General features: G+C 69.6%; 17 protein-coding genes and 1 pseudogene. 6 read left to right on the top strand and 12 right to left on the bottom strand.

Features of this window, described 5'->3' with window-relative positions:
- Positions 1-460: 460 nt before the first annotated feature.
- The 3 genes from OG285_RS37225 to OG285_RS37215 all read right to left on the bottom strand — a co-directional run bounded on the left by OG285_RS37225 (position 461) and on the right by OG285_RS37215 (position 3,358).
- Positions 461-1,096 (bottom strand): GNAT family protein, encoded by a 636-nt coding sequence (locus tag OG285_RS37225; protein WP_331760301.1) that lies wholly within the window; start codon positions 1,094-1,096, stop codon positions 461-463.
- A complete protein-coding gene (locus OG285_RS37220) occupies positions 1,093-2,253 on the bottom strand; it encodes a ThiF family adenylyltransferase (RefSeq protein ID WP_371793726.1) in 1,161 nt (386 codons plus the stop codon). The genes OG285_RS37225 and OG285_RS37220 overlap by 4 nt, the downstream gene beginning before the upstream one ends.
- 88 nt (positions 2,254-2,341) lie before the next feature.
- Positions 2,342-3,358, bottom strand: a complete 1,017-nt coding sequence (locus OG285_RS37215) for a MerR family transcriptional regulator (RefSeq protein WP_331760299.1) — start codon at positions 3,356-3,358, stop codon at positions 2,342-2,344.
- A 499-nt stretch (positions 3,359-3,857) separates the two neighbouring features.
- On the opposite strand from OG285_RS37215, the gene OG285_RS37210 reads away from it, so the two are divergent.
- A complete protein-coding gene (locus OG285_RS37210; RefSeq protein ID WP_331760298.1) occupies positions 3,858-4,958 on the top strand; it encodes a hypothetical protein in 1,101 nt (366 codons plus the stop codon).
- A 190-nt stretch (positions 4,959-5,148) separates the two neighbouring features.
- On the opposite strand, the gene OG285_RS37205 is transcribed toward OG285_RS37210, so the two are convergent.
- Complete coding sequence (locus OG285_RS37205; protein ID WP_331760297.1) at positions 5,149-5,871, bottom strand: hypothetical protein; 723 nt, start codon at positions 5,869-5,871, stop codon at positions 5,149-5,151.
- Positions 5,872-6,073: 202 nt separating this feature from the next.
- Positions 6,074-6,904 carry a class I SAM-dependent methyltransferase gene (locus tag OG285_RS37200; protein WP_331760296.1) on the bottom strand — a complete coding sequence of 277 codons (831 nt, stop codon included), beginning with the start codon at positions 6,902-6,904 and terminating at the stop codon, positions 6,074-6,076.
- Between the two features lie 413 nt (positions 6,905-7,317).
- Here OG285_RS37200 and map point away from each other — a divergent pair, with 413 nt between their 5' ends.
- The 3 genes from map (at position 7,318) to OG285_RS37185 (ending at position 11,885) form a co-directional block, all read left to right on the top strand.
- The gene (map, locus tag OG285_RS37195) at positions 7,318-8,100 is read left to right on the top strand and encodes a type I methionyl aminopeptidase (protein WP_331760295.1); all 783 of its coding nucleotides are present in this window, start codon (positions 7,318-7,320) and stop codon (positions 8,098-8,100) included.
- 617 nt (positions 8,101-8,717) lie between these two features.
- A complete protein-coding gene (locus OG285_RS37190; RefSeq protein WP_331760293.1) occupies positions 8,718-10,433 on the top strand; it encodes a glycosyl hydrolase family 18 protein in 1,716 nt (571 codons plus the stop codon).
- Between the two features lie 555 nt (positions 10,434-10,988).
- On the top strand, positions 10,989-11,885 hold the full coding sequence (locus OG285_RS37185) for an alpha/beta hydrolase (RefSeq protein ID WP_331760555.1): 897 nt from the start codon (positions 10,989-10,991) through the stop codon (positions 11,883-11,885).
- A gap of 27 nt (positions 11,886-11,912) precedes the next feature.
- On the opposite strand, the pseudogene OG285_RS37180 reads toward OG285_RS37185, so the two are convergent.
- The 4 genes and pseudogenes from OG285_RS37180 to OG285_RS37165 all read right to left on the bottom strand — a co-directional run.
- A pseudogene (locus tag OG285_RS37180) lies at positions 11,913-11,999 on the bottom strand (IS5/IS1182 family transposase); the annotation flags it as partial.
- A gap of 159 nt (positions 12,000-12,158) precedes the next feature.
- The gene (locus tag OG285_RS37175) at positions 12,159-13,070 is read right to left on the bottom strand and encodes a hypothetical protein (RefSeq protein ID WP_331760292.1); all 912 of its coding nucleotides are present in this window, start codon (positions 13,068-13,070) and stop codon (positions 12,159-12,161) included.
- A 4-nt stretch (positions 13,071-13,074) separates the two neighbouring features.
- Positions 13,075-14,148: a C40 family peptidase gene (locus tag OG285_RS37170; RefSeq protein ID WP_331760291.1), complete on the bottom strand. Its 1,074-nt coding sequence runs from the start codon at positions 14,146-14,148 to the stop codon at positions 13,075-13,077.
- Between the two features lie 526 nt (positions 14,149-14,674).
- Positions 14,675-15,847, bottom strand: a complete 1,173-nt coding sequence (locus OG285_RS37165; RefSeq protein ID WP_331760290.1) for an epoxide hydrolase family protein — start codon at positions 15,845-15,847, stop codon at positions 14,675-14,677.
- 103 nt (positions 15,848-15,950) lie between these two features.
- On the opposite strand from OG285_RS37165, the gene OG285_RS37160 reads away from it, so the two are divergent.
- On the top strand, positions 15,951-16,526 hold the full coding sequence (locus OG285_RS37160; RefSeq protein WP_331760289.1) for a CGNR zinc finger domain-containing protein: 576 nt from the start codon (positions 15,951-15,953) through the stop codon (positions 16,524-16,526).
- A 135-nt stretch (positions 16,527-16,661) separates the two neighbouring features.
- Here the strand turns inward: OG285_RS37160 and OG285_RS37155 are convergent, their stop codons facing one another.
- Genes OG285_RS37155 through OG285_RS37145 form a run of 3 tightly spaced genes read right to left on the bottom strand, consistent with a single transcriptional unit; the run spans position 16,662 to position 21,342 of the window.
- Positions 16,662-17,909 (bottom strand): MFS transporter, encoded by a 1,248-nt coding sequence (locus OG285_RS37155; protein WP_331760288.1) that lies wholly within the window; start codon positions 17,907-17,909, stop codon positions 16,662-16,664.
- Positions 17,910-17,968: 59 nt separating this feature from the next.
- A complete protein-coding gene (locus OG285_RS37150; protein WP_331760287.1) occupies positions 17,969-19,981 on the bottom strand; it encodes a PEP/pyruvate-binding domain-containing protein in 2,013 nt (670 codons plus the stop codon).
- Complete coding sequence (locus OG285_RS37145; RefSeq protein WP_331760286.1) at positions 19,978-21,342, bottom strand: ATP-grasp domain-containing protein; 1,365 nt, start codon at positions 21,340-21,342, stop codon at positions 19,978-19,980. Before OG285_RS37145 ends, OG285_RS37150 begins: the two co-directional genes overlap by 4 nt.
- A gap of 308 nt (positions 21,343-21,650) precedes the next feature.
- On the opposite strand from OG285_RS37145, the gene OG285_RS37140 reads away from it, so the two are divergent.
- Entirely contained in the window at positions 21,651-22,970 is a 1,320-nt protein-coding gene (locus tag OG285_RS37140; protein WP_331760285.1) for a PAS and helix-turn-helix domain-containing protein, read from the top strand.
- The last annotated feature ends 117 nt before the right edge of the window (positions 22,971-23,087 follow it).

The following is a 23,087-nucleotide window of genomic DNA, read 5'->3' as shown; positions in this document are numbered from 1 at the left end:
ACCGAAGAGACTCACATCCGGAATGTGTTCAGCCCAGGCTGCGGGCTGTTCCGTCATCCCACGATGCTGAGCGTCATGCCGTGTCCGGGCCGGCGCCGACGGCACCGGCCGAGCGAAGCCAACGCCCGAGGTGACCGGTGAGGACGCGGGGACGGCGCCGCCACCACAGCTCGGGGCCGGGCAGCCTGTGGAACCGATCGCGTGCTGGGCCGTCGTCGATCGTCGTGGCCTTGTACCGGTCGAGCCCGTCGCAGACTCCGGACACCGCGGTCGGCAGGTGCCGGCCGCGACCGGGGCTTGCACCGCCTCCCCTCCACCGGCGCCAGTGGCACATCGGTGACGTCGTGGTCTGGGACAACTCCCGCGGCATGCACAAAGCGAACGCCCCCCGGGCAGTGCACGTGTAGTGCACCGGACCAGGTTCCCAGGCTGACACGTCCTCCGTCGGGAACGTCATCGGTCAACTCACGGTGGCGTCCGTGGTGTTCGTCGCGCTGGGAGCCGGTGAGGTGTCGCCTCCGAGGATGCGGCGTTCGGCGGCACTGGCCTGTGTGATCCACTCCGGTGACACGGCCGCATAGGTGGTGACGTCGTGCCAGGTTCCCTGGGTGTGGAACAGCTGGCGCAGCGTAGCTTCGGGGTGGAGGCCGGCTGCGAGCATGATGTCCCGCATGCGGTTGTGGTCGGCGCGGTGGCCGGCCCGGATGCGGTGCAGGCCGAGTCGGCCGAAGCCGTAGGCCATGAGGAGCCGGCCCGCTTCGTGACCGTGGCCACGGACCCGGGCGCCGGGCAGAAGCACCAGGCTGGTGAGCATGGCGTTGCGCCCGTACTCCTCGACGAGCAGCCCCATGGTGCCGACCATGGTGTCGTCGCCGGGCACGCAGACAGCCATGGTGTGCTTGCGGCGCGGGTGTGCGTAGGGCTGGGCGAGGCACTGGGCGAAGGCGTCCTGGGCCTGCCGGGCGTCCATGCGGTCCATGCCGAGGAAGCGGGTCAGCAGGTGATGGGTGTGGATCCGTTCGAAAGGAGCGAGGTCGGTGGCTCGCATCTCGCGCAGCCAGAGGTGGTGGCCGTGCAGTTCGGGCAGGTGCGTCACGAGGCGGCTCCGGCGAGGGCCGGGGTCGAGCCGATCAACTCGTCGAGGTCGACGTAGTAGCGGCCGGACTTCACCGGGTGGTCCAGGAGGATCCGTCGTGCGGTGTCGGTGACGACGGCGCCGCCGAGCATCACGCCACTGGCCAGTTGCGGCCAGCTGGACAGGCTGTCTCCGATCCGGCCGAGTGCGTCGGTCATCGCAGCGCTCAGCCGGCTCTCGTCACAGATCTGAAGCAGGTACGCCATGGTGCCCGCCGGGTCGAGGCCGCGTACGTCCCGTGCGGTGAGGTCACCGGAACGGCCGTGGAAGAGAGGGCGATCCTGTTCTTCGTCGAAGCGCTCGATGTCCAGCAGCCCCCGGTCGTTGGCGTCCATCAGGACGGGGACACGGCGGGAACGGGCGTGTTCACGGGCTGCGACCTTGACCCAGGGGGTGTCGCACTCCTCGATCAGGAGGTCGAGGGGGTGCTGGGCATCGCCGAAGAACTCTTCGAGGGTGTTCTCGGTGATGCCCTCGCTCCACAACTCGATATCGAGGTAGGGGTCGATCTCGTACATCTGCCGGGCGCACAGCACGGTCTTGGGAACGCCGAGGTCATGGACACCAGCGCGCAGCCGGTTGAGGTTGCTCAGCCCGAGGTGGTCGAAGTCCGCCAGACGGAACGATCCTCCTACGCCTTCCATGGCACAGGTGAGCGCTGCGCTGTTGCCGACGGACAGGCCGATCACGCCGATCCGGGCGCCGAGCAGGTGCCGCTGTTCGGTCGTGGTGATCTTGTTGCGGTTGCGGTCGGTCCGCACACGGCGGAAGTCCGGCTCCGGCAGAACGTGGACCAGCCGCCCGGACCAGGGATACCAGACCCAGGTGCCGTAACCGCTCCGGCCGGCTCCCCCGCACACCTCGTCCACGGCAGAAGCGAGTTGAGCGCCGGACAGAGAGTCGCCGGGCCGCAGACAGCGCACCAGCTCGTCCAGCTGATCGTCGATGCGGTCGTGCGTCTCGCGTACGGCTCCGGAGGCGAGCAGTGCGTCGAAGCGGGCCCGGTCGCCGGTCTCCGCCAGGCGAAAGAGGGCCGGCCGGACAGTGTCCTGCCCGGGAGCGCGCGGCACACTGTGCGGCTGCGAAACGTGCGGAGCGGAAATATCGGAATTGATCACGAGCACGGAAGGTAGCAGCGTGCGATCTTGGAAACGGTTCACTGAGGGGGCGCGCACGCTCGAAAACATGCACACCCTTTCACCACCTTCACACCCCCCGTTCGGGGTTCCACGGGCCACTGTTCCGCCAGAAAGTCGTAGGCAGCGGTCTACGGCTCGTTCCCGGAATGTCTTCACCGATCTTGCCGACGGCGGCGGTGAACCAGGAGTAAACGGGAGCGAGCGTGGGTGATGCGGGCCATCCGTTGATCGTTGCCAGGAGCTGCCAGTAGCGTTCGGTGTGTGGGTCGGCGGCTGCCTGCAGGCGGGCGAGGAGCCAGCGGCGCAGATCGCCTTCGTCGGCGCGCTCGAATGCGTCGGCGTAGAGGCCGCCCAGCGAGTCGGTGGGGGATGCGCCTTTCGCCGAGGCCGGTAGGAGGCCGGCGGATACGGCCTCGGCGATTCGTTCGCACATCGCCTGGTTGAGAGTGTCGTGCAGAGTGCCGACGTCCTGCTGGGAAGACTCATCCGCCTGATCCTCAGCTGTGCGGCGTATCGCGACACGAAAGTCCGGGTCCTGGCAGAGTCCGGCGAGTTCCACCCAGGCCTCGACCTGTTCGGGCGTGGGATCGGCGGGGAGCTCGGGCAGGACGGATCGCATCAGGGTCACGAACTCGGGGTTGGTGCGCAGACCTTGGAAGGCGTCGTCGATGAAGCCGGATACCAGTCGGTGCCGTTCTGCCTGGGAGAGCGTGGCGAGTCGGTGCATGAGGTCCATCTCCAGGGTGGTGGGGCCGCGTCTGGCGACTGCGCGGAGTACTGCCCGGCGCAGGCGGAGAGTCTGGATCTGCACGTCCAAGGCGTTGGCGTGCGCTTCAGTGACTTCCGGTATGGAGGCCTCCCGGTCCAGCACCTTGCGCACGGTGGCCAGGCCGAGCCCGAGATCGCGCAGTGTGCGGGCCAGGTTCAGGCGTGCGAGTGCGTCGGGGCCGTAAAGCCGGTACCCCGCGGGAGTCCGGTCGGTTGGCGGAACGATGCCCTGGTCGGAGTAGAACCGGATGGTCTTCACCGTCAGACCGGTCCGGTGGGATAGTTCTCCGATGGAATAGAGCGGGTCGCTGTCCATGCCCCCAGCTTGATGTCTCCCCCCGAGGGAGACTCAACCCAGGCCAGGACTTCCGGCGGCGGCTCTGCGCGGGTGTCCGGAAAACACCGAACAGGGACGGATCGGTATCGTCGCGAGGAGTTACCGGCGGAAGATCCTATTACGGAGCGTATCGAAGCCGCCTCGGCCGTGGAGCTGACTCTTGATCAGTCGACCGCTTACTGCCGCACGGTCGGCGGCCGGGGTCGGGCGGCCGGCCCCCCTGCTCCGTGTGTCGGGAGCACGTCGACCTTCCGGTGGGACTCTCCGCAGGTCAATAGGTCAACAGGTCGATACGGTGCGGGCGGTCAAGTGGCTTGGTGTGACTGGGCGCTGGGATGGCGCTGGAGTCGGTCAGTGGGGAAAGGACGGCGCCCCCACACCGTCCGCCCAGCCGGTCTCGCTGTCAGTGCTCTGTGTCATTATGCGGACGCGTCCCAGGGGAGTGGGCCGCGGTCTACCGGTTGCCAGGGGGTTGGGGATGGGTGCGGGTACGGAGCCGGACGGTTCGTCCAGATCCGACGAGGAGTGGGAGCGGTTTCTGCGCGAGTCGGTGGCGGGTGCTCCCGGCTCGCCCAAGGAGCCGTCGGCGAGGGCCCGCGACGTGGCGAGGCGGCTGCGCGCGGAGCCGGGCCGCGACATGGAGGGCTGGCGCAGCTACCCGCCCGCGCGGCCCAAGCGGCGCACGGGCTGGTACGTCGTCGGGCTGCTGGCCTCGCTGGTGCTGCTGCTGGTGGCGCTCGCGCCCGGGCGGACAGTGGACCTGTTCGCAGGCGACGACCCTGATTCCCCGCCGCCGGCGGCCGAGACCGCCCGCCCGACCCAGGCACCCCCGGCAGAGGCAGTCCAACGTCCCACCGTGCAGGAGCCGTTCCGCGGCTCGCCGGCGGCGGGCTGGGCGAGCGGCGCGGCAGGGATCAGCGTGCCGAAGGCCGGGGCGGTCGGCTGGATGAGTGCGGCCGAGGTCGAGCGTGCCCTCGCCCGCAGCCGGGACTTCCTCGTCGGGTCCGGCCTGGACCGCGAGGTGCTGCGGGGCGCGCGCCCCGAGAAGGCGATTGCACAGATCAACCCGCATCAGAAGGACGTTCAAGACCTTCTGAAAACCGCCTTCCGAACCCCGAGCGAGAAGAAGGACCCCCTCCTCCTCTTCAGCCGCTTCCAGCCCTCCCGCACCCACCTGGTCGGCGACGTCGTGAAGACCCGGGGCCGGCTCACCTACCGGGAGGGCGAGCGCGGTGCGCTCCAGGTGACCGCCGACGTCACCTTCGTCTACCCGGTCACCCGCGCGCACGCGGGCGGCGACGACGAGATCGTGCGCACCATCGTCCGACGCGAGCTGATCCTGAGCTGGGACAACCCTGACAAAGTGATCACCGAGCCTGGCACGTTCTCGATCGTCTCGTACAAATACGACATGACCAACGGCGGCTGCGGCGCCCCCACGGGTTACTTCACCCCGCCCTTCGGCCCGGACCGCCGGGCGGACGAGGCCGGAACGGAGGTCGACCCGTACGACCGCAGCGCGCCGGTCGGTCAGGGCGAGTCTGTCGGGGACGAGTGCGGGAGGGCTACGCGGTCGTAGAACATCCAGCTGCTCGCCGATGCGCTCCCAGCGCCAGTTCCGGCCCCTGCGCCAGCGCCAGAACCAGGGCGGTCGGCCGAGCACCGCGCGCAGCCGGGCGGCGACGTACAGCTTTCATGGGGCGCCCAGTGTGTGACGCGAGCTGGTCCGCACTCGGTGTGCCGCAGATAAGCGGCAAGCCGGCTCGTACTCATGAGGCCCGTACGTCACGAAGCCCGGCGGTCACCCGAGTGGTTCCGGTGACCAGAGAGCCCGCGCCGGACAGCAGCAGCGCCAACCCTGCGGCGGACCACCAGGTGCCCCACGCCGTGCAGATCATGAACGTCCCGGCGGACAGGAACAGGAGAGTCGTCAGGCAGGACCCCCAGCCGAGGGCAGCAAGCGCGAAGAGGATCGGCACGAGCCACCACGGCCCTGTCAGGAAGTGGGCGACCACCGCACCGAGGGCGGCAACCGCCGGCACGAAGCCGCCCGCGCGTCCCCCTGGCGCGTTGTATATCCGCGGCATACGTGCCTCCGCGCCCGGCGGAACGGCCCGTCTCCCTTCGTGATCCTTCGCGGGCAGCGTTTCCAGCCATGCCTCGAAGGCGGGGACCTCCGCGTGACGGCCGGTGTCATTCATCGCAGCGATCACTTCTTCGCCGGTCTGCCGCGCGGCGACGTTCTGTTCAGCCTCGGCCAACCGTCCCGCCAGGACCCTCAGTTCCGTGGCCTCGGAGTCCCTGTCGGCGAGTTCCCGCCAGATGTCGACGGCGCTCCGGTGCGCGTCGATGGCTCCTCCGAGATGTCCGGCCACCATGGCGAGCACCTGTCCCAACTGCGACAGTGCCAGCCCCTCGCCACGTCGGTGTCCCGCGGTGCGGCAGACCTCAACGGCACGCTGCTGCGCGGCGATCGCGTCATCGGTCTGCATGGACCTGCTGAGGATGGCCGAGAGGCCGGTACCGAGGCGGTCAGGTGCGGCGCAGACGGGGCGCTCGTGAATGAGGGACGCGCACGCTGAGCCTGCCCGTCGACGCACCACACAACTGCCCTGCCCCACAACCGACTTCATCTCGAAACGATCAGTGGGCCGGTCCCCTTGGCCTCACGGCTGGGGCGTGGCCGGGGGCCGGTCATCCCGCACCCTCCTCAGGTTTTCTCCATCCCCAGACGGTGAGCATGCCGGCCGACAGTGCGGCGCACTCGTCAGACCCGAGATACCGAATCGCCACATCAATGGCCGCATCATCGGCCAGGCCGGTGGCGAGCATCGCCGCTCTGCTGCGCTCCCATGTGTCCGCCCAGAATCGGCTGATGGCACTGCCCGGCAGCAGCGGTGGCACATGGACCTCGGCGGCGACGGGCTTGAGCCCCGCTTCTCGCAGCAGCTGCGGGTACGACGGCACCCAGGAGACATCGGTACCGATGGTGGCCCGCAGCCCTTGCCACATCGCCCGCATCACCGCGGTGTACGGAGTGCTGGGCGTCCGGCCGCTCGTCAGGTCGACCGCGTCGCTGAGCACCAGCACACCGCCGGGCGCGACGAGTCCGGCCAGTGTTTTGATCAGGCGCTCGCGCTCGGGCAGGTGTATCAGCACAAAGCGTGCGTGGACGAGCTGGAACCGGCCGGGGGCGAAGCCCGGGGCGGTGATGTCGGCCTCCAGCACGTCCAGTCCGGGCGAGGACCGTTCCGTGAGAAACCGTACGTCGCGGTCCACGGCGAGAACGCTCGCAACCCCGGCCTCCTCCAGCAGCCGACCGGAGACCGTGCCTGTGCCGGCACCAATATCGAGACAGTGCCACCCGGGGCCGGCCCCGATGGCCCGCAGCCGCGCCATGGTGATGTCGTCGTAGGCGAGGGCTCCGAAGTCGATACGTTCGCCCTCTCCCGCCTGTCCGGGACGGAAGAAGGTCTCGCCGTAGCGGCCGCCGTCCGGCGCGCCCCCGCGTCGAGCGGCGGTCACGCCGCCCTCGGTACGGGCGTGTCGTCCTCGGGGAGTCCCAGTGCCCGGGCAGTGAGGGACTGGGCCAGCGGATTGCCAGACGGTTTCATCCGGACCTCTCCACGCAGTGGGGGTGGTGACCGGGTGGCCCGTTCCGCGGCCACCGCTCCACCGATCCTCCATCAGCGGCAGCCGCCGCGGCCGAGGCGCGCCGCGCCTGCCTGGCCGATGACCGAACGATGTCTCGCTGCGCTTCATCGGCTCGGTGGAGAAATCAGGAGGCCGGCCGTCGGCTCGGGCCCGGCGCAGGGGGCGCCGGGGGACCGGCCGCGTGCGACCTCGGCGGGAGCGGGCGGCGGTCCGGCCATGGCCCCGATTCCAGTACCGGTATAGTTTGACCGGTATAGTTGTTGGTTCCGTGAGGAAAGTGGCACATGATCGAGATCCTGAACCCCGCCCTGCTGGCCCGGGCAAAAGACACTGGCGCGCTGGTCGCAGACATCCTGCAGACCCTGAAGGGCCGGAGCACGGTCGGTACGAATCTCCTGGACATCGACCGGTGGGCCAAGGCCATGATCGCCGAGGCGGGAGCGCAGTCCTGCTACGTCGACTACGCGCCATCCTTCGGACGCGGTCCGTTCGGGCACTACATCTGCACGGCCGTCAACGATGCCGTGCTCCACGGGCTGCCCTACGACTACACGCTCGCCGACGGCGATCTGCTCACGCTTGACCTTGCCGTCTCCAAGCGCGGAGTCGCCGCGGACGCCGCCATCAGCTTCGTCGTGGGCAATGCGCAGCCCACGGCGAGCGTGGCGATGATCAGGGCAACCGAACGCGCACTGGCTGCAGGGATCGCCGCCGCCGGACCCGGGGCTCGTATCGGCGACATCTCCCACGCCATCGGCACGGTCCTCAGCCAGGCCGGATACAAGATCAACACCGAATTCGGAGGGCATGGCATCGGGTCAACGATGCACCAGGACCCGCACGTCGCGAATACTGGACGGCCCGGCCGTGGATACAAGCTGCGCCCCGGGCTGCTGCTGGCGCTGGAGCCGTGGGTCATGGCGGACACCGCCACACTCGTCACCGACGCCGACGGGTGGACGCTCCGGAGTGCGACGGGCTGCCGGACGGCACACACCGAGCACACGATCGCCATCACCGAGGACGGAGCCGAAATCCTCACGTTGCCGAAGCCGTCGCAGCCGTAAGGCTTGAAACCCCCGTGCTCCTCTTCCCGTTGGTGAGCACCTACAGCGTTGAAGGGGAGACCGGGTGGGGCGGCGGACCATGAGGGTTGCGAAGGCCCAGGCGAGGTGGCCCCCGCTGTGGGAGACGGGCCTCTCGTGATCGCGGACGTTTCTGCGCGCCCACATGATCCACGAGATCGCCCGCTCGACCCGCCGCGGCTTCGCCAGGACGGCGAAGCCGCTCTGGTTCCTCCGCCGGGGCACTGTCCTGAGGGCGAGGGCGAGGGCGAGGGCGAGGGCGAGGGCGGGGGGCGAGGGCGAAGGCGAAGGCGAGGGCGGGGGCGGATCGGGGGCCGGCCGATGAGGGGTCCGCCGCCGCAGGCGGAATCCGCCCGGGCGGCGGTGTCCATGTGGCGGTGTCCATGCGGCGGTTCTGTCCGGTGCTTGGTCCAGTCCGGACCCGCCAGCGCCAGGGCCATGACAACGTCGTCGTGGGGTGAAGTGGTCTAGTCCTTAATTGGTCCAGACTATTGACGTGCCCTCCACCAGCGGATATCCCCTTACCAACCGCGCCGAGTGAGCCGGTGTGTCACATCCGCCATCTGGAGGTCCTCGTGCAATCCAGGAAGAGAACGCTCATGGCCGCCGCCACGAGCGCGGCGCTGGCCGCGGGAGTGCTCACCGCTCTCGCAGCCGGTGTCACCGGCGCCCAGGCGGACACCGCGTCGGCCGCCAAGCCCTCGGCTGTCGCCGCGAGCAGCGGAGGGGTCAAGATCGCGTACTACGACCAGTGGAGCGTGTACGGCAACGCCTTCTACCCCAAGAATCTCGACACCGAGGGGATCGCGGGCAAGCTGGACATCCTCAATTACTCGTTCGAGAACATCGACCCGACGAGCCACACCTGTTTCGAGGCGACCAAGGCGTCCGACTCGACGAACGAGAGCGACCCCAACGCCGGGGACGGCGCGGGCGATGCCTTCGCCGACTACCAGAAGTCCTTCGGTGCGGACATCAGCGTGGACGGTGTCGCCGACAAGTGGGACCAGCCGATCGTCGGCAACTTCAACCAGCTCAAGAAGCTGAAGGCGAAATACCCGAAGCTGAAGATCGTCGCGTCGATCGGCGGCTGGACGTACTCCAAGTACTTCTCCGATGCGGCTGCGACCGACGCCGGCCGTAAGAAGCTCGTCAGCTCCTGCATCGACATGTTCATCAAGGGCAACCTGCCGGTGCAGGGCGGTTACGGGGGCGACGGCTCCGGGGCCGGCATCTTCGACGGCTTCGACATCGACTGGGAGTACCCCGGCTCGCCCAACGGCCACACGGGCAACCACTACAGCACGGCGGACAAGGCGAACTACACCAAGCTGATGGCCGAATTCCGCACCGAGCTGGATGCCTACGGTGCCTCCAACGGTGGCAAGAAGATGCTGCTCACCGCGGCGCTGCCGGCCGGCCAGGACAAGATCGCGAACCTCGAGACCGACAAGCTCGGCCAGTACCTCGACTACGCGAACGTGATGACGTACGACATGCACGGCGCCTGGGACGCGACGGGCCCGACCAACAACCAGGATCCGACGTACGTGTCGCCCGACGACCCGTCGACGCCGATCTCGCCCGGTACCGAGAAGTACTCCACCGACAACGCCATCAAGGCATGGACCACCGGTGATCCGGCCTACGGCATCCCTGGCGGGTTCCCGGCCAACAAGATCACCATGGGCTACCCGCTGTACTACCGCGGCTGGACCGGCGTCTCGGCAGGAAGCAACCACGGCCTGTACCAGCCGGCCACCGGACCGGCCCCGGCGCGCGGCATCAGCCAGGTCCCGGGGACCGCGTACTACAAGGAACTGACCGACATCGTCGCCAACCCGTCCACCACGTTCTACGACGCGGCCTCGCAGTCCAACTACTTCTACAACGGGACGGAGTTCTGGACCGGCCTCGGCGACAAGAGCATCCAGGCCAAGGCCGACTACGCACACTGCCAGGGCCTGGGCGGCTCGATGATGTACTCCCTGCTCGACCTCGACCCGGCGGCCACCCTCTTCAACAAGATCGTGACGGCGACGAACGGGTCCGCGTCCGACTGCTCGACGCCCCCGACGACGCCGCCGACGACGCCCCCGACCACTCCGCCGACGACGCCTCCCACCACGCCGCCGACGACCCCGCCCCCGTCCGGTACCTGCACCGCGCCATCGTGGAGCGCATCCGAGGTCTACGTCGGCGGCAAGCAGATCTCCTGGAAGGGCCACAACTGGAAGGCCAAGTGGTGGACCACCAATGAGGAACCGGGCAGCACGGGCGAGTGGGGGGCCTGGCAAGACCTGGGCGCCTGCTGATCATTCCGCAACTCCCGCGACGCCGGGCCGGGGAGACTTGCCGGCTCCCACGGCCCCGGCCTGGCCTCGCGGGCCGCATGCGCACCGCTCTTCCACCCGCCACGCCACCCTGGCACCGCCGCCCACCGCCGCCCACCGCCGCCCGCCTCTTCCTCACCGGACAGCGGGACTGCCCAAGAGTCCTTGCCAGGGCCTGACGTTCTGCCAGGCCCTGGACCGTGCCGCCGGGCCGCGCCGCGCGGGTGGGCCGCTGCGGTTCCTCCTGCGGAGGTACGGCGTCGGCTACGACACCGTGCAGGGGGCTCTGGTGTCGGCGTTGTCGGAGCCGCGGAAGAAGATGCGTACGAGGGGAAACGCGAGTTGCGCGCTTCCAGACCCCGCGGAACGGCTGCATTGCCAGGTGGTGTTGGGTCTACCCCTGTGGTGGTGCTGGACCGCTGGCGGGCCGAGTGGGGCTTTCGTAGCGTCGTGCTCATGATGAATGCGACGAACGAAGAACGGACAGGTACCACCCGGCGGACAGCACTGCGTGGGCTGGGGCTCGCGGTGGGGGGCATGGCACTGGCCACCGGGCTGGGCACCTCGCCGGCCGCAGCGGACCCGCGTCGCGGGCTCACCACCTACGTGCTGGTGCACGGTACCCACAGCGCCGGCGCGTTCTGGATGCCGATCGCGCGTGAGCTGACGCTGCGCGGTCACCGCGTCGTCATGGTGGACCAGCCGCGTCATGGCGTGGAGGCTTTCGTGCCGGAGTCGTATCAGCGGCAGGACCTCAAAGCGATGGCGGCCGAGCCCTCCCCGCTGAAGGGCCTCGGGCTGGAGGACTACGAGGCGCGCGTCACGGGCATCGTGCGGCGGGCGGCACGGAACGGCCCGGTGGTGCTGGTCGGGCACAGCCTGGGTGGCGTATCGGTCAGCCGTGTCGGCGACGCCGTCCCGCATCTGCTTCACCACATCTGCTACATGGCAGCCTTCTGTCCCAGCCGTGTCCTGCCCACAGCGGACGCCTGCACGGCGGCACCCGAGAACGCGAACGCCGTCAGCCCGGTCGAGCTGACGGTGGGTGACCCGGACCGGCTCGGTGTACTGCGACTGAACTTCCGGACAGGTGACAGCCATGGACTGGCCCTCCTGAAGGAGATGATCTGCGCGGACTACCCCGACGCCGAATTCCGCCGGATACTGGCCGGCATGCAGACCGACGAGCCCATCGCCGCTTATGCGGGCCGAGCGGTCGGCCGGGCTGGCAGCTGGGGACGCATTCCCCGCACCTACCTGCGTTTCGGCAGGGACCGGACCATCGCCACCCCACTCCAGGACAGAATGATCGCGGAAGCCGACGCATTCACGCCCGGCAACAGCTTCCGCGTGCACGATTTTCCCGGGGCGTCACACGTCGGCCCTCTGGATCCCATCCCGGTCGCGGAAATCCTGGACACGCTCGCAGGGTAGGGGGATGGGGCCGCCTGTGACGACGAATGTGACGACGAAGCCGAGCGGGCGGCCGCGTCCGTCGCAGGCGAGGCGGATTTTCGTGGTCAGTCCACCGCGGGACCGTCCGAGAGCGCATGTAGCCGCACCATGCAGCACATGACGGCCCATCAACCACCCGTGAAGACAGGCCTCAGGCCGACCTCATGAGGTCACCGACACACGGAACCGCCGTCCGAACACCTCGGGTGCGGGTGGTGACGGCCGTAGTGCTCCTGGTCGTGGGGCTCCGGTTCAGTCGGCTGACCGGCCTAGCCGCCTGGTGAAGCGTTGTAGTCCCCTTCGGGTGGGTTTGAGAGGCTTGTCCTCGGGGGCGGCGGGACTCTGAGCCGTGGGCAGGGCTGCTACGGGGGCGCGGGCGGGTCCTTCCACGTACTGACTGCCCCGTTCGATTCGGCTCCGGACGGCCTGGGCCATGGCGTGGTGGGACGCTTCGTGCAGCAGACCCTCCGCGGACAACCGGTCCCACATGTGCAGCAGTTCCTGTCCCCGGGTCGCTATCTGGCCCTCCTCCCGCAGCCGTTGCCACGCCGCGGTGGCACGGACCACCTCGGGCACCGCCCGGTTCAGGTCGGTGCGGCAGCGGATGCGCGCGACGGTCAGCGCGAGGACGGTGGAGATCATGTAGTCGCCGCGGAGATAGGCGATGTACGCCTCGACGCCCCTTGCTTCCAGCGACAGTTCGTCCTCCGCACCCCGGCGCAGCGTCAGGTGCTCCCGCAGCGCGCTGGCGAGGACGAACGCGGTGTGCAGTTCCTCCCGCTGCGCGTGCTGGATGATCCGCTCGACGCGGGCCAGCGGAGGAAACGCCTCCTCCTCCGCGGTGGTTCGCTCGCGCCCCGGCGGCAGGTCCTCCTCCTCGGCGATGGTCCGGCTGGAGCCGTCGGGGTACACCCGAAGCCGGGCCACCTGCTGCACGCTGCGGTCGATGACGGTCGCCGCCACCGGAGCCCCCAGGGTGCGGGCGAACATGGCTACGGCGTCGAGGATCGCCTCGTTGGGCGGGCGCATGCCGCCCATCTCCAGCAGATGGCCGTTGACCACCGTCGACCCGTCCTCGGCCACGTACGCGTCGAGACGGATCAGCGGCGGTGCGCTGAGCGCGGGCAGGTTCCCGTTGTCACGGGGTGTCAGCGAGTGGGACATCCGCTCAGACTCCTGGTCGGACCACGCCGAGGATGGGCATGGAGGCAGCGGGCGCGGTGGTGATCGTCCGTCCGGGCCGTGGTGCGTGGACGATCTGTCCGCCTCCGATGTACATGCCCACGTGCGTGGCGTTGTAGTAGATGATCAGGTCGCCGGGTCGCGCGGATGCCAGGCTGACCCGGGTCAGTCCCTGCCACTGCGCCTGCGAGGTACGGGGGATGGGGTGTCCGGCTGCCGCCCACGCCGCGGAGGTGAGGCCCGAGCAGTCGTACGACGAGGGGCCCACGGCGCCCCACACGTAGGGCTTGCCGATCTGGGCCATGGCGAAGGCGACTGCCTTCCCGGCCGTTCCGCTCACCTTCGTCCCGCCGCCCGGGCCGCCCCTGGCCGGGGGGCCGCCGGGGCCCCGCCACTTGGACTTGGCCTCCTGGGTGTGCTGCTTCTCCAACTGGGCCAGCCTGCGGGCCTCGCCCTTCTCCAGCCCCGACTCGATCCGCTGGGCCTCGGCGATCTTCTTCTCGATCTTCTCCTTCGCCCTGGCCTTGTCCGCGCGGACGCGCTTCAGCACGCCCAGCTCTTTCGCGGCGGCCTTGGTCTGCCCGTCGAGTTCCGTGCGGGCGGTCTTCTGGGTCCCGGAGACGTTGACGAGGCTCTGCATGGCCTGGCGGGCCTGGGCGGCATCGCCCAGTGCCTGGTCGGAATGGTCGCCGAGCAGCAACTGGAGGCCCGTGGAGGCGAGATAGCCGCCGCGGTACTGCGTCCGGGCGGCCACGCCCGCGAGGTCGCGCAGGCTGTTCACCCGGTCCTCGGTGTGGGCGAGGTCATCGAGCAGCGACGCCAGTAGCTTCGCCTGCTTGGTCGCCTTCTCGTTGGCGCCGTCATATGCCTCGGTGGCCACTTCGGCCTCGCGGTAGAGGCCGTCCAGTTCGGTACGGATGTGCTCGATCGACCCGTCGCCCCGCGGCGCGGGGTCGTTCGGAGCCGCGTAACTCGGCCCGGATATCAGGGTGATCGCGCAGACAAGGACTGCTACGGTGGCCCGACTTCGCAGCTGACCGCCGCCGGTCGACACGTTCATCAGCTCCACTTTCAGGGGTCGCGTGCGGACAGCGCGGCCGGACGGCCTGCCATCGCGGTCGCCACCACGGGGCATATGGAGATCTGTTCGACCTTTGAACACACTACCCTCACTCGAACGGCCGGTCCCGGTATCCTCGCGCGTCTCAACGTCCCCGTATACGCCCGGTGCACCTCGACCCAGTAGGCCAACGCCGGCTGAGTCGACCGCAGGTGATGACGGCGCACTCCCCTCCTGGGCTCCGAAACCGGCGACGGGGCCCCGGCAGGCCGAAACCAGTGGCCCGCCAAGCCTGGCGAGACCTTGGCCGCCGAGGACCTGGCTGTTCTCGCCGAGCCCTTGCTGCCGGGGCCAGGGATCGTGAAGGACTACGTCAAATCCCGCAAGCACGAGGGGGAGCAGGCGTGTTTCATTCCCGATCTCGCCGACCCGGCCGGCCTGTCGCGGGTGGTGCGGCGCCTGGGATGCCGGTTCGTCACAACCGACGTGGGTCTTCCAGGACGGAAGTTCCCGCACCCAGCCGCGTTCACCGATGAGCGGCCAGCACTGCCGCGAGGCCCTCTTGCAGATCTCTGACGAAATACCCGGGAACCTCCAGTGACGGGAAGTGGCCCCCGATTTCGGGTGCCCTCCATCGGACGATCTGTCGGTACCGCTCCTGTGCCCAGGGGCGCGGACACTTCTCGACGTCGCGGGGATACATGGTGAGCGCTGACGGGACGTCGACCCGAAGTTCGGGGTCGAGCGAGTTGTGGCTTTCGTAGTAAATACGGGCCGCCGATGCGCCGGTCCGCGTCAGCCAATACAGGGTGACGTCGTCAAGAACTCTGTCCATGGAAATCGTCTCGAACGGACTGTCTTCGGTGTCTGACCACTCGGCGAACTTGTCGAGGATCCAGGCGAGAAGCCCGACCGGTGAGTCGACGAGCGAGTAGCCGATGGTCTGTGGCCGGGTCGCCTGCTGCTTCGCGTAGGCCGCGCGATGGCGCCAGAAATCGCGGGTTTCCTCGGTCCACCTGAGCTCGGCCGCCGTCAGCCCGTCCGTTGTCAACCCGGGCGGCGCCTCCGCGAACGTTGTGTGGATGCCGAGAACGTGCGCCGGGAACCGGCCGGCGAGAACCGTGGTGATATTGCCTCCCCAGTCGCCCCCGTGAGCCACGAACGTGCTGTAGCCGAGCCTTCCCATCAATTCCACCCACGCGGCCGCGATCTTCTCGGTTCCCCACCCGGTGGTGGCCGGCCTGTCGCTGTAACCGAAGCCTGGTAGCGACGGGACCACGACGTGGAACGCCGGCGCGTCCGCGTCCTTCGGATCTGCCAGCTCCTCCACCACATCGATGAACCGGGCAACGCTGTCCGGCCAGCCGTGCGTCAAGAGCAGAGGAGTGGCATCTGCGCGCGCGGATCGCCGGTGCAGGAAGTGGATTCCCAGACCATCAATGGTCGTGCGGAACTGGCCGATGCGGTTGAGGCGCGCTTCGAACGACCGCCAGTCGTACCCGGTGCGCCAGTAGTTCACGACGTCCACGAGGTCGGCGAGAGGAACGCCCTGTTCCCATCGGCGAGGGCCGGGCGAGGCGCGACAGACCGTCTCCGCTTCCGGCAGCCGCGCCGCGGCCAATCGCGCGCGCAGATCGTCGAGGTCGGCGTCAGATGCGTGGGCTTCACATGCTTGTACGTCACTGGTCGGACGGGGCATGAGACCTCCTGGGCGGCGTGGGGCCGGCTGCGAAGTACTGTGAACCGGCTAAGCCGGTTCTACCGCGTCTTCATGCCGGAGCGCAACCGGCTAAGGTGGTTCCATGCGTCCTGGTTTCCCTGACTTCCGCCTCGGTAACGTGCTGGCGACCAGCTTCACGGGGACTCTGTCGGAGCGTCATGGCAACGCTGTGGAGCGCATTCCCACGCCGCACCGACTCGTCGACTGGCTGGCAGTGAACGGCCTCGCCGTGGCGTCCTGCACCACTGCCCAGCTCGACCGCGCCCGGGAGCTGAGGGAGTCGATCCACGCCGTCGCGACAGCGGCCGCGATCCAGGACGCTCTCCCCGCGTCTGCTGTCCAAGCCATCAATGACTGCAGCGCTCAGGGCCGGGCCGCGGCCATCCTGACGCCCGAAGGTGAGCGGCGCTGGCTCCTTGGCCCGGCTTCCCGCGTGGAAGACGCCCTCGGCGTGATCGCCGCCGACGCGATCAGCGTCATCGCAGGCGAACGAGACGGAAAACTGGCCTTGTGCGCGTCACCAACCTGCCGAGCCGCCTTCTTCGACACCAGCCAAAGTCGCACCCGCAAATGGTGTGACATGAACACGTGTGGAAATCGTCAGAAGAAAGCGCGCTTCCATGCCAACCAGCGCAAAGACCCCGGATCAGCGGAGTGATGGTGCCCTAGGTACGTCCTCGGCGCATCCAAGTGGGCCTCGCGGCCGCGGCAGTGGCGGAGTTCGAGCGGTGCGCCCGGGGCGGGGGAGATCACCGGTCCACCGGCGTGGCATGTCCCGTGGCCGGCGCCGCACTCAGCTCCCGGCCGTGACGGCCCGTCGGGCGGGGGAGGCCCCGCTGTCCGGGCGGATCTTCCCCCGGCGCAGGATCAGATGGAGGGCAACCATCAGCGCGCCGGTCACGATCGCGCTGTGCCAGAGCAGCGCGTCCAGCCGCCCCGCCGCCAGGTAGGCCCCCACGGCCACCGCCGCCAGAGCGCACACACCGCGGTCCACGATGCTCTCGACGGACAGCAAGGTGGCGCGCGGAGCCTGCGCAGGGATGGCGTCGTTGACCAGCTTCCGCTGGAGCGGGTAGGCGAAACCGGTGCCCAAGGCGAACACGCACAACAGCGCGACCACGGTCCAGGGACCGCCGAGGGCGATCCCCGCCAGGGTGCCCGCCAGCGCGATGCTCAGCAGGGAGACCCACGCCACCGGTGGCAGGCGCCGCCCCAGCCACTGGGGGCGCGCCGAGCCGACGGCCTCCGCCACGGTCATGGCCGCGAGCACCCCTCCGTGTGCGTTCTCGCCGACGCCGTGGGCGAGCAGCATGGGCTGGAACAGGTTCACCTGGCAGATACGGGACAGCGTGAACACGGCCACCCCCTGCACCATCACCAGCGCGAGCCAGGGGCTGGCGCGCACACAGCGCAGGGCCGTGGCCGCGTCGTGCAGGAAGGCGCTGTAACCGCGTTTCGGCGCAGGGGGAATGCGAGTGCCGGCCGGGGGCGAGGCGAGCCGCGGCAGGGCGGCGGCGCAGACGAGGGAGCCTGCCGCTCCGGCCGCGCTGAGCACGTACGGCGCCGCGTGGGCGACTGCCATCACCGGGCCGACCAGGGGCCAGCACAGCACCTTCGCGGCCAGGCCGAGGGCTCGTGCCTGGCCCTCGGCCTTCAGGTAGTGCCCGTCGGCGCCCTCGGCACGCAGACCGTCGTAGAGGTAGGCGCTGGCGGCGCCGGACGTCAGGGAACGGCCTGCGGCGATGGCCAGGAAGTGGACGAGGAAGCCGGTGTAGGAAGGGGCACACACCGGGGCCAGGTTCGCCGCGACCATCACGACGGCGCCCGCCCGCAGGCAGTTGCGCGCGCCGATACGGTCGGCGACCATCCCGGTGGGGATCTCGAACAGGCAGAACGCCAGGTAGTAGATGCTCTGGATGCCGAAGATCTGCCCGTCGGAGAGTCCCGCCTCACGTTGGTAGGCGTAGAACACCGGCATCCACCACAGCAGGTTGAACAGCAACTGGAAGCCGTTGTTCAGCCGGAGGATCCGGCGTGCCACCGGGCTGAGGGACGGACCCGCCCCGCCTGCCCCGCCCGGTGCGGTCGTCGGCCGGCGGATCACAGCGCGTACGGACGGATCTGGACCAGGCGGAAGTCTCCCTGATCGGTCATCAGCCATTCGATGTCGAGCGGCTGGTCCACATCGGTGTCACTGAAGTGGGACTGCAGCAACCGCCCGGCGAGGGCGAGGTCCGCCAGTCGCTTACGGGTCGTCGCAGGGAGGTCTTCGCCGGACGAACCGAGTGCGACCGTACGGCCGCCGCCCTCGACGGTGTTGTAGAGGTACTGGAGGGGCAGCGTCGTACCGTCCACGACTGCCTCGGGGGAGCCGGGTGAGCAGTTGACGTAGACATTACGGAAGTCCGCCCGCCTGGTCGGGTCGCAGGTCACCAGGACGCCGCCGAGGTCGGCCGGTACGTACCGCTGGATGATCACCCCCATGTAGGTGTCGTCGAGGGAGATGCCGGCCTGGTGGCGCAGCCGTACACCGCGCGGCGACAGCAGGGAGGCCCACACCTGGCGTACTGCGTCGAGGAGCTCTCCGGCGCCGCGGACGGTGGTGAGCGAGTCGTAGATCCCGGCCGCGGAGAACCCGGGCAGGTCCTCGGCGTTGGAGGAGGAGCGCACCACCAGACGGTTGCCACCGGACAGGTCGTCCGGCAGGGCCTGGGTGATCTGCCGGGTCACCTCCTCGGGCATGGGGGCGTGCCGGATGAGGTGCTGAAGGTGCAGGCAGAGGGAGTCCAGTACGTCCAGCGCGTCGAGCTCCAGAGCCAGCTTGAGTTTCCCGATGACCTGTTGCAGCGCGGGCGATGAGGTGAGGAAGCGGTGCTGGAGTGCGAAGGGCAGGGCGACTCCGTCGGGTGCGGCGAGATGGTCGGCGGCGAAGGCGGCCGCTGCCCGGCGCAGGGCGCCGGTGTCCCCTTCGGGTACACCCAGACGGGCCGCGAGATGGCCGTAGAGGTCCTGGCGGGGAGGCCGGGGCTGCCCGTGGAAGGCGGTGAGGTCGGCGGTGCGGCTGTCGAGGACGTGGTGGAGTTCCCCGAGGTTGGCGGCCTTGGTGCCGTAACGGTCCCGGTCGGCCCGGCGCAGCCGGTGCAGGAACAGTGCCGGTACGTCCTCCAGCAGCGGGGTCTCCAGCCGGATCCGCTGCTGGTGCCACGTCGGAACGTCGAGGGCGGGGGCCTCGGCCAGCGGGACCAGGGTGATCTCGTCGTCCTGGACCCGGTAGCGGATCCAGGAGCCGTCCAGCCCACCTGCTTCGACGATCCGCTCAAGGTCCCGGACGATCGCGTTGGGGATGCCCCAGCCTGCGGCGAGGACATTGGTGTGCGAGAGCGGTGTGATGGGCGCGGTGTTGAGGAAGCCGGCGACGCGCGGCACGTCGTCGGGGAGACACGGCATCGCGACGATGTCCGACCAGCCGAGCTTTCCGGCGTGAGCCGCGTACTCCTCGTTGGTGCGGAAGTAGCGGAGGCGGCCGGTGGCCTCGCCTGGGTTCAGGGGCGTGCGGGTGCGGTTGCCGAAGAGTTCGTGGCTGAGGATCCGCGGTACCCGGATGTCGCTGACCGTGCTCAGTTCGTGTTCCTGGCCGTGGTTGGCCGGTTTCACCAGGAGCGGCAGCCGGCCGTCCACCCGGTGGCGGGCGAAGGTGTAGAACTCTTCGAGCAGGGCGCCGTGCATGGTGTCTGCTTCGGTCGTCTCCAGGACGAGAAAGGGCCGTTCCCGCCCGTCGGTGTCCTCGTCGCTGTGCAGGGAGAGCACGCCCAGCAGGAACCGGCGGTCCGGGTCCATGTAGACCGAGGTGTTGAACGCGTCGAGGCGGGCGTCCAGCGTGTCCAGCCCGATCCCCAGGATCCGGGTGGCGATGTAGTTGACGTGGAACGGGTGGGCGGCGGTGTCGAGGAGATGCCAGGTGTCCTCGGCGCGGTCGACGACCACCTTCAGGTAGGGGTGGCCGGCCAGTACACCGGAGAGCGTGCGGAACAGCGGCAGTGACAGGTTCTCGCCGACGACGGTGCGGTCCGTGCCGGGGGCCGGGGTGTCTGCGGGCAGCGTGGTGGTGGTCATGCCGGGCTCCCGGCGGGGGGCAGGATCTGCGGCAGGGCGTCCACCAGGGTCCGGAGGTCCCGGAGCACGGTCTCGGGGTCGGCTGCGGAGAGCAGGCAGAGCGCCGCCATGGTGTTGGCGCCCGCGGCCGGGTCGTACACGGGCACCGGGGTGCCGTCGGGGAGCGAGCTCTCCGCCACCACTGACAGCCGGCTGCCCGGACTCACCGGAACGGCCTTGTCCACCGTCGGGAAGTCCCAGAGCCGCCGGTCCTGCCAGGCGTCGCCCGCGCCGTCCACGGCCAGCACGACGAGCGAACCGGACGCGCCGCGCGCCTCGTCGGGAGTGCGGGCCCGCGCAGGCCAGGAGACGGGGCGCCCGAGGAGGTGATCGACGAGCATCCCGATGATGTCCAGGCCGAAGACCTCCTCGATCTGCGGGACGGTCATCGCACCGCCGAACCGTGCGGCTGTCTCGATCACCCACATCCGGCCGTCCGAGCCCAGTTTGATCTCGGTGTGGGTCCCGCAGTTCTCCAGGCCGAGCGCGTCGACGGCGGCACGGGCGAGGGCGACGACGCGCTCCTGGGCGTCGTGCGGCAGCGAGGCCGGCACGATTCCGGCGCGCTCGGTGAACGGATCGACCGTCGGCATACGGCCGCTGAGGCAGACAGGGCGGAAGTCGCCGTCCACGACGACGCCTTCGACGCTGACATAGTCACCCCACCCGGGCTGCCCGAACCACTCCCCGGGGGAGCCCTGCACGATCTCCTCGACCAGGAAGTCGGCTCCGGCGTCCGCCACATGGAGTTCCGCGTACCCCAGCAGGGCGGATTCGGCCATGACCTGGCGCGCCCGCTCCCAGGCCGCCCGCGCCTGCGGTGCGGAGCGGATGATCTGGTGCGCGGTGGAACCGGCGCTCCAGGCAGCCTTCAGCAGCAGCGGAAAGGTGAGGGTCCCGGTCGCGTCGGTCAGATCCTCCGCCGATGCGACCGGCCGGCACCGCGGCTGGGATATGCCGTGCTCGTCCCAGGCGCGACGCATCAGCCGCTTGTCGCGGGCCAGCACACAGGAGCGGCCGGCGCCCGCCAGGCCGAGCTCCTCACAGGCTTCGGCGACCGCCACGACCGCGTACTCGGAGAACGTCACCACCGCGTCCGCGCCCACCGCCCGGGCGTGGGCCGCTATCAGGGACACCAGGTCGTTCCGGTCAGGACCGAAGGGGACCAGGACCGAGGCGCACAAGCGCTCGGCCGCCTCGGCGGCGGTGGGCGGAAGCGCGCTGAGTGCCAGCAGGTGCACTGTCGACCTGGCGGCTACCCGTGACAGGGCGTACCCCAGCGGCGGTCCGCCCTTGGCATGCACAAACAGCACCTTGCTCACGGAAATCCGACTCCTTCTGATACGGGAACGGGGCAGCGGAACGGGCGGGAACAGGCGGACATTTCCGCCTCTGGCCCTCCCCTCAAGCGAACCAGCAGGGCGGGGTCCCGATGTGCCACGGAGAGGGGTGCATGATCAGGCAAACGCCAGAGTTGTCGGACTCGTACGGGTGGTGTGAAGGTTTCGGGCTCACGTAGGGCGGGTGCCGTGCGGTACAGGCCCCCTGGGCGCCTCGCAGAGTGGCCGATAATCGGGCATACGCGGGAGCTGCACGGGAAACCCATGGCCATGACACGCTGAGCAACCTCATGGAAACCCTTCGTGACAGAAAGGCCGTCGTGGACGAGACCGGACTCAAAGCGCTGCTGGAACACCTCCCGGTGTCCTGGTGGGAGGCCGACGCGGAGATGCGGGTCGTGGAGAGCGGCGGCGGCGCCTTCGGTGACCCGCGGACGGCGCAGCGGTTCCTCGACACCGTGCGGCAGGACTGCGCCGCGCCGCGGCATCCGCCCGAAGTCCGCCACTGGCAGGCGCGGTTCGACGGCCGGGTCTTCGACGTCAGCCAGTCCCTCGATGACGTCCACGACCACGGCGGGGCCCGCGGACTGGCCGTGGAGATCGGCGCGCCGGACGCCGTCGCAGCGCGCCGGTTCGATGCGTTCGCGGACTTCGCCCCCGCCGCCGCCTTCATCCGGGACGGGGAAGGCCACTACCTCTGGACCAATCACGCCTACGCGCATCTGTACGGGACCACGCCCGAGGGGATCGTCGGACGCAATGTGCGGGACTTCAACACCGCGGCCGACACGGCGCAGTTCCTCGCCCTCGACCGGGACATCCTGTCCCGTGGCAAACCGGTCCGGCACACCATCGGCTACCACCGCTCCGACGGCAGCGCCGGCCACGCGGCCGGTCACCGCTTTCCCGTCCGCGAGCAGGGTCAGGTCTGCGTCGCGGGCATCTACGTGGACATCACCGACTACACCCACGCGCTGCAGCAGCGCCGGGAGGCCGAGGACCATCTGCACGCGCTGCGCGACCACAGCGGGCTGCCCTGCGCACTGATCTCCGCAGGCGGCCGGATCCGGCAGGCGAGCGTCGCCGCCGCCGAATTACTCCAGACCAGGCTGTCGGACCTCATCGGCCGGCCCGCCCACACCGTGCTGGCGCCCGCCCCCGAACTCGCGGTACTGCACAGCAGATGGCAGGACCTCATAGCCCGGCGCAGCAGGCGGGCAGAGACCTCCGCCGTGCTGGTGGACGGTCTCGGCCGGCAACGGCGGGCCCGGCTGCAACTGACGACGGTGGGCCGGGGTTCGGCCCGTGCCGCCAGTGTCTGGGCGGTCGTCACGCAGCAGGCGCTCGCGCACGAGGCGTATCCGCCACTGACCGCCAGCCAGGTCCGCATCCTGTCCCTGCTCGCGGGAGGCCGCAGCAACGGGGAGATCGCCGCCTCGCTGCGGCTGTCCCGGCAGACCGTCGACTACCACCTCAGCAGGCTGCGGGACATCCTGGGCGCCGCCACCCGACCCGCCCTCGTGGCCCGCGCGTACGTCCTGGGCATCCTCGCCCCGCAGGCCTGGCCTCCGCGCTCCGCCACGGCCCCCCACCCGCAGAGCGCCATCTGAGCGGTGGGCCGGCGCCCCGTACCCCGGGCCGCGCTCAGCCACCGTCCGGCCGCACCACCCCCTCGTCCGCCGTGTGACCTTGCGCCCGGCCGCCCCGTGCGGAGCGGTGTGGTCAGG

This window comes from Streptomyces sp. NBC_01471 (assembly GCF_041438865.1).
Lineage (GTDB): Bacteria > Actinomycetota > Actinomycetes > Streptomycetales > Streptomycetaceae > Streptomyces.
The sequence above is the reverse complement of the archived record's forward strand: the minus strand, read 5'-3'. Positions and strand labels throughout refer to the sequence as shown.

Coding starts and splice junctions, on each gene's coding strand:
- OG285_RS37210 (WP_331760298.1), top strand. CDS start 3,858: ATGGGTGCGGGTACGGAGCCGGACGGTTCGTCCAGATCCGACGAGGAG.
- OG285_RS37160 (WP_331760289.1), top strand. CDS start 15,951: ATGCGTCCTGGTTTCCCTGACTTCCGCCTCGGTAACGTGCTGGCGACC.
- OG285_RS37205 (WP_331760297.1), bottom strand. CDS start 5,871: ATGCAGACCGATGACGCGATCGCCGCGCAGCAGCGTGCCGTTGAGGTC.
- OG285_RS37140 (WP_331760285.1), top strand. CDS start 21,651: ATGGAAACCCTTCGTGACAGAAAGGCCGTCGTGGACGAGACCGGACTC.
- OG285_RS37175 (WP_331760292.1), bottom strand. CDS start 13,070: ATGTCCCACTCGCTGACACCCCGTGACAACGGGAACCTGCCCGCGCTC.
- OG285_RS37215 (WP_331760299.1), bottom strand. CDS start 3,358: ATGGACAGCGACCCGCTCTATTCCATCGGAGAACTATCCCACCGGACC.
- OG285_RS37150 (WP_331760287.1), bottom strand. CDS start 19,981: ATGACCACCACCACGCTGCCCGCAGACACCCCGGCCCCCGGCACGGAC.
- OG285_RS37170 (WP_331760291.1), bottom strand. CDS start 14,148: ATGAACGTGTCGACCGGCGGCGGTCAGCTGCGAAGTCGGGCCACCGTA.
- OG285_RS37165 (WP_331760290.1), bottom strand. CDS start 15,847: ATGCCCCGTCCGACCAGTGACGTACAAGCATGTGAAGCCCACGCATCT.
- map (WP_331760295.1), top strand. CDS start 7,318: ATGATCGAGATCCTGAACCCCGCCCTGCTGGCCCGGGCAAAAGACACT.
- OG285_RS37185 (WP_331760555.1), top strand. CDS start 10,989: ATGGCACTGGCCACCGGGCTGGGCACCTCGCCGGCCGCAGCGGACCCG.
- OG285_RS37190 (WP_331760293.1), top strand. CDS start 8,718: ATGGCCGCCGCCACGAGCGCGGCGCTGGCCGCGGGAGTGCTCACCGCT.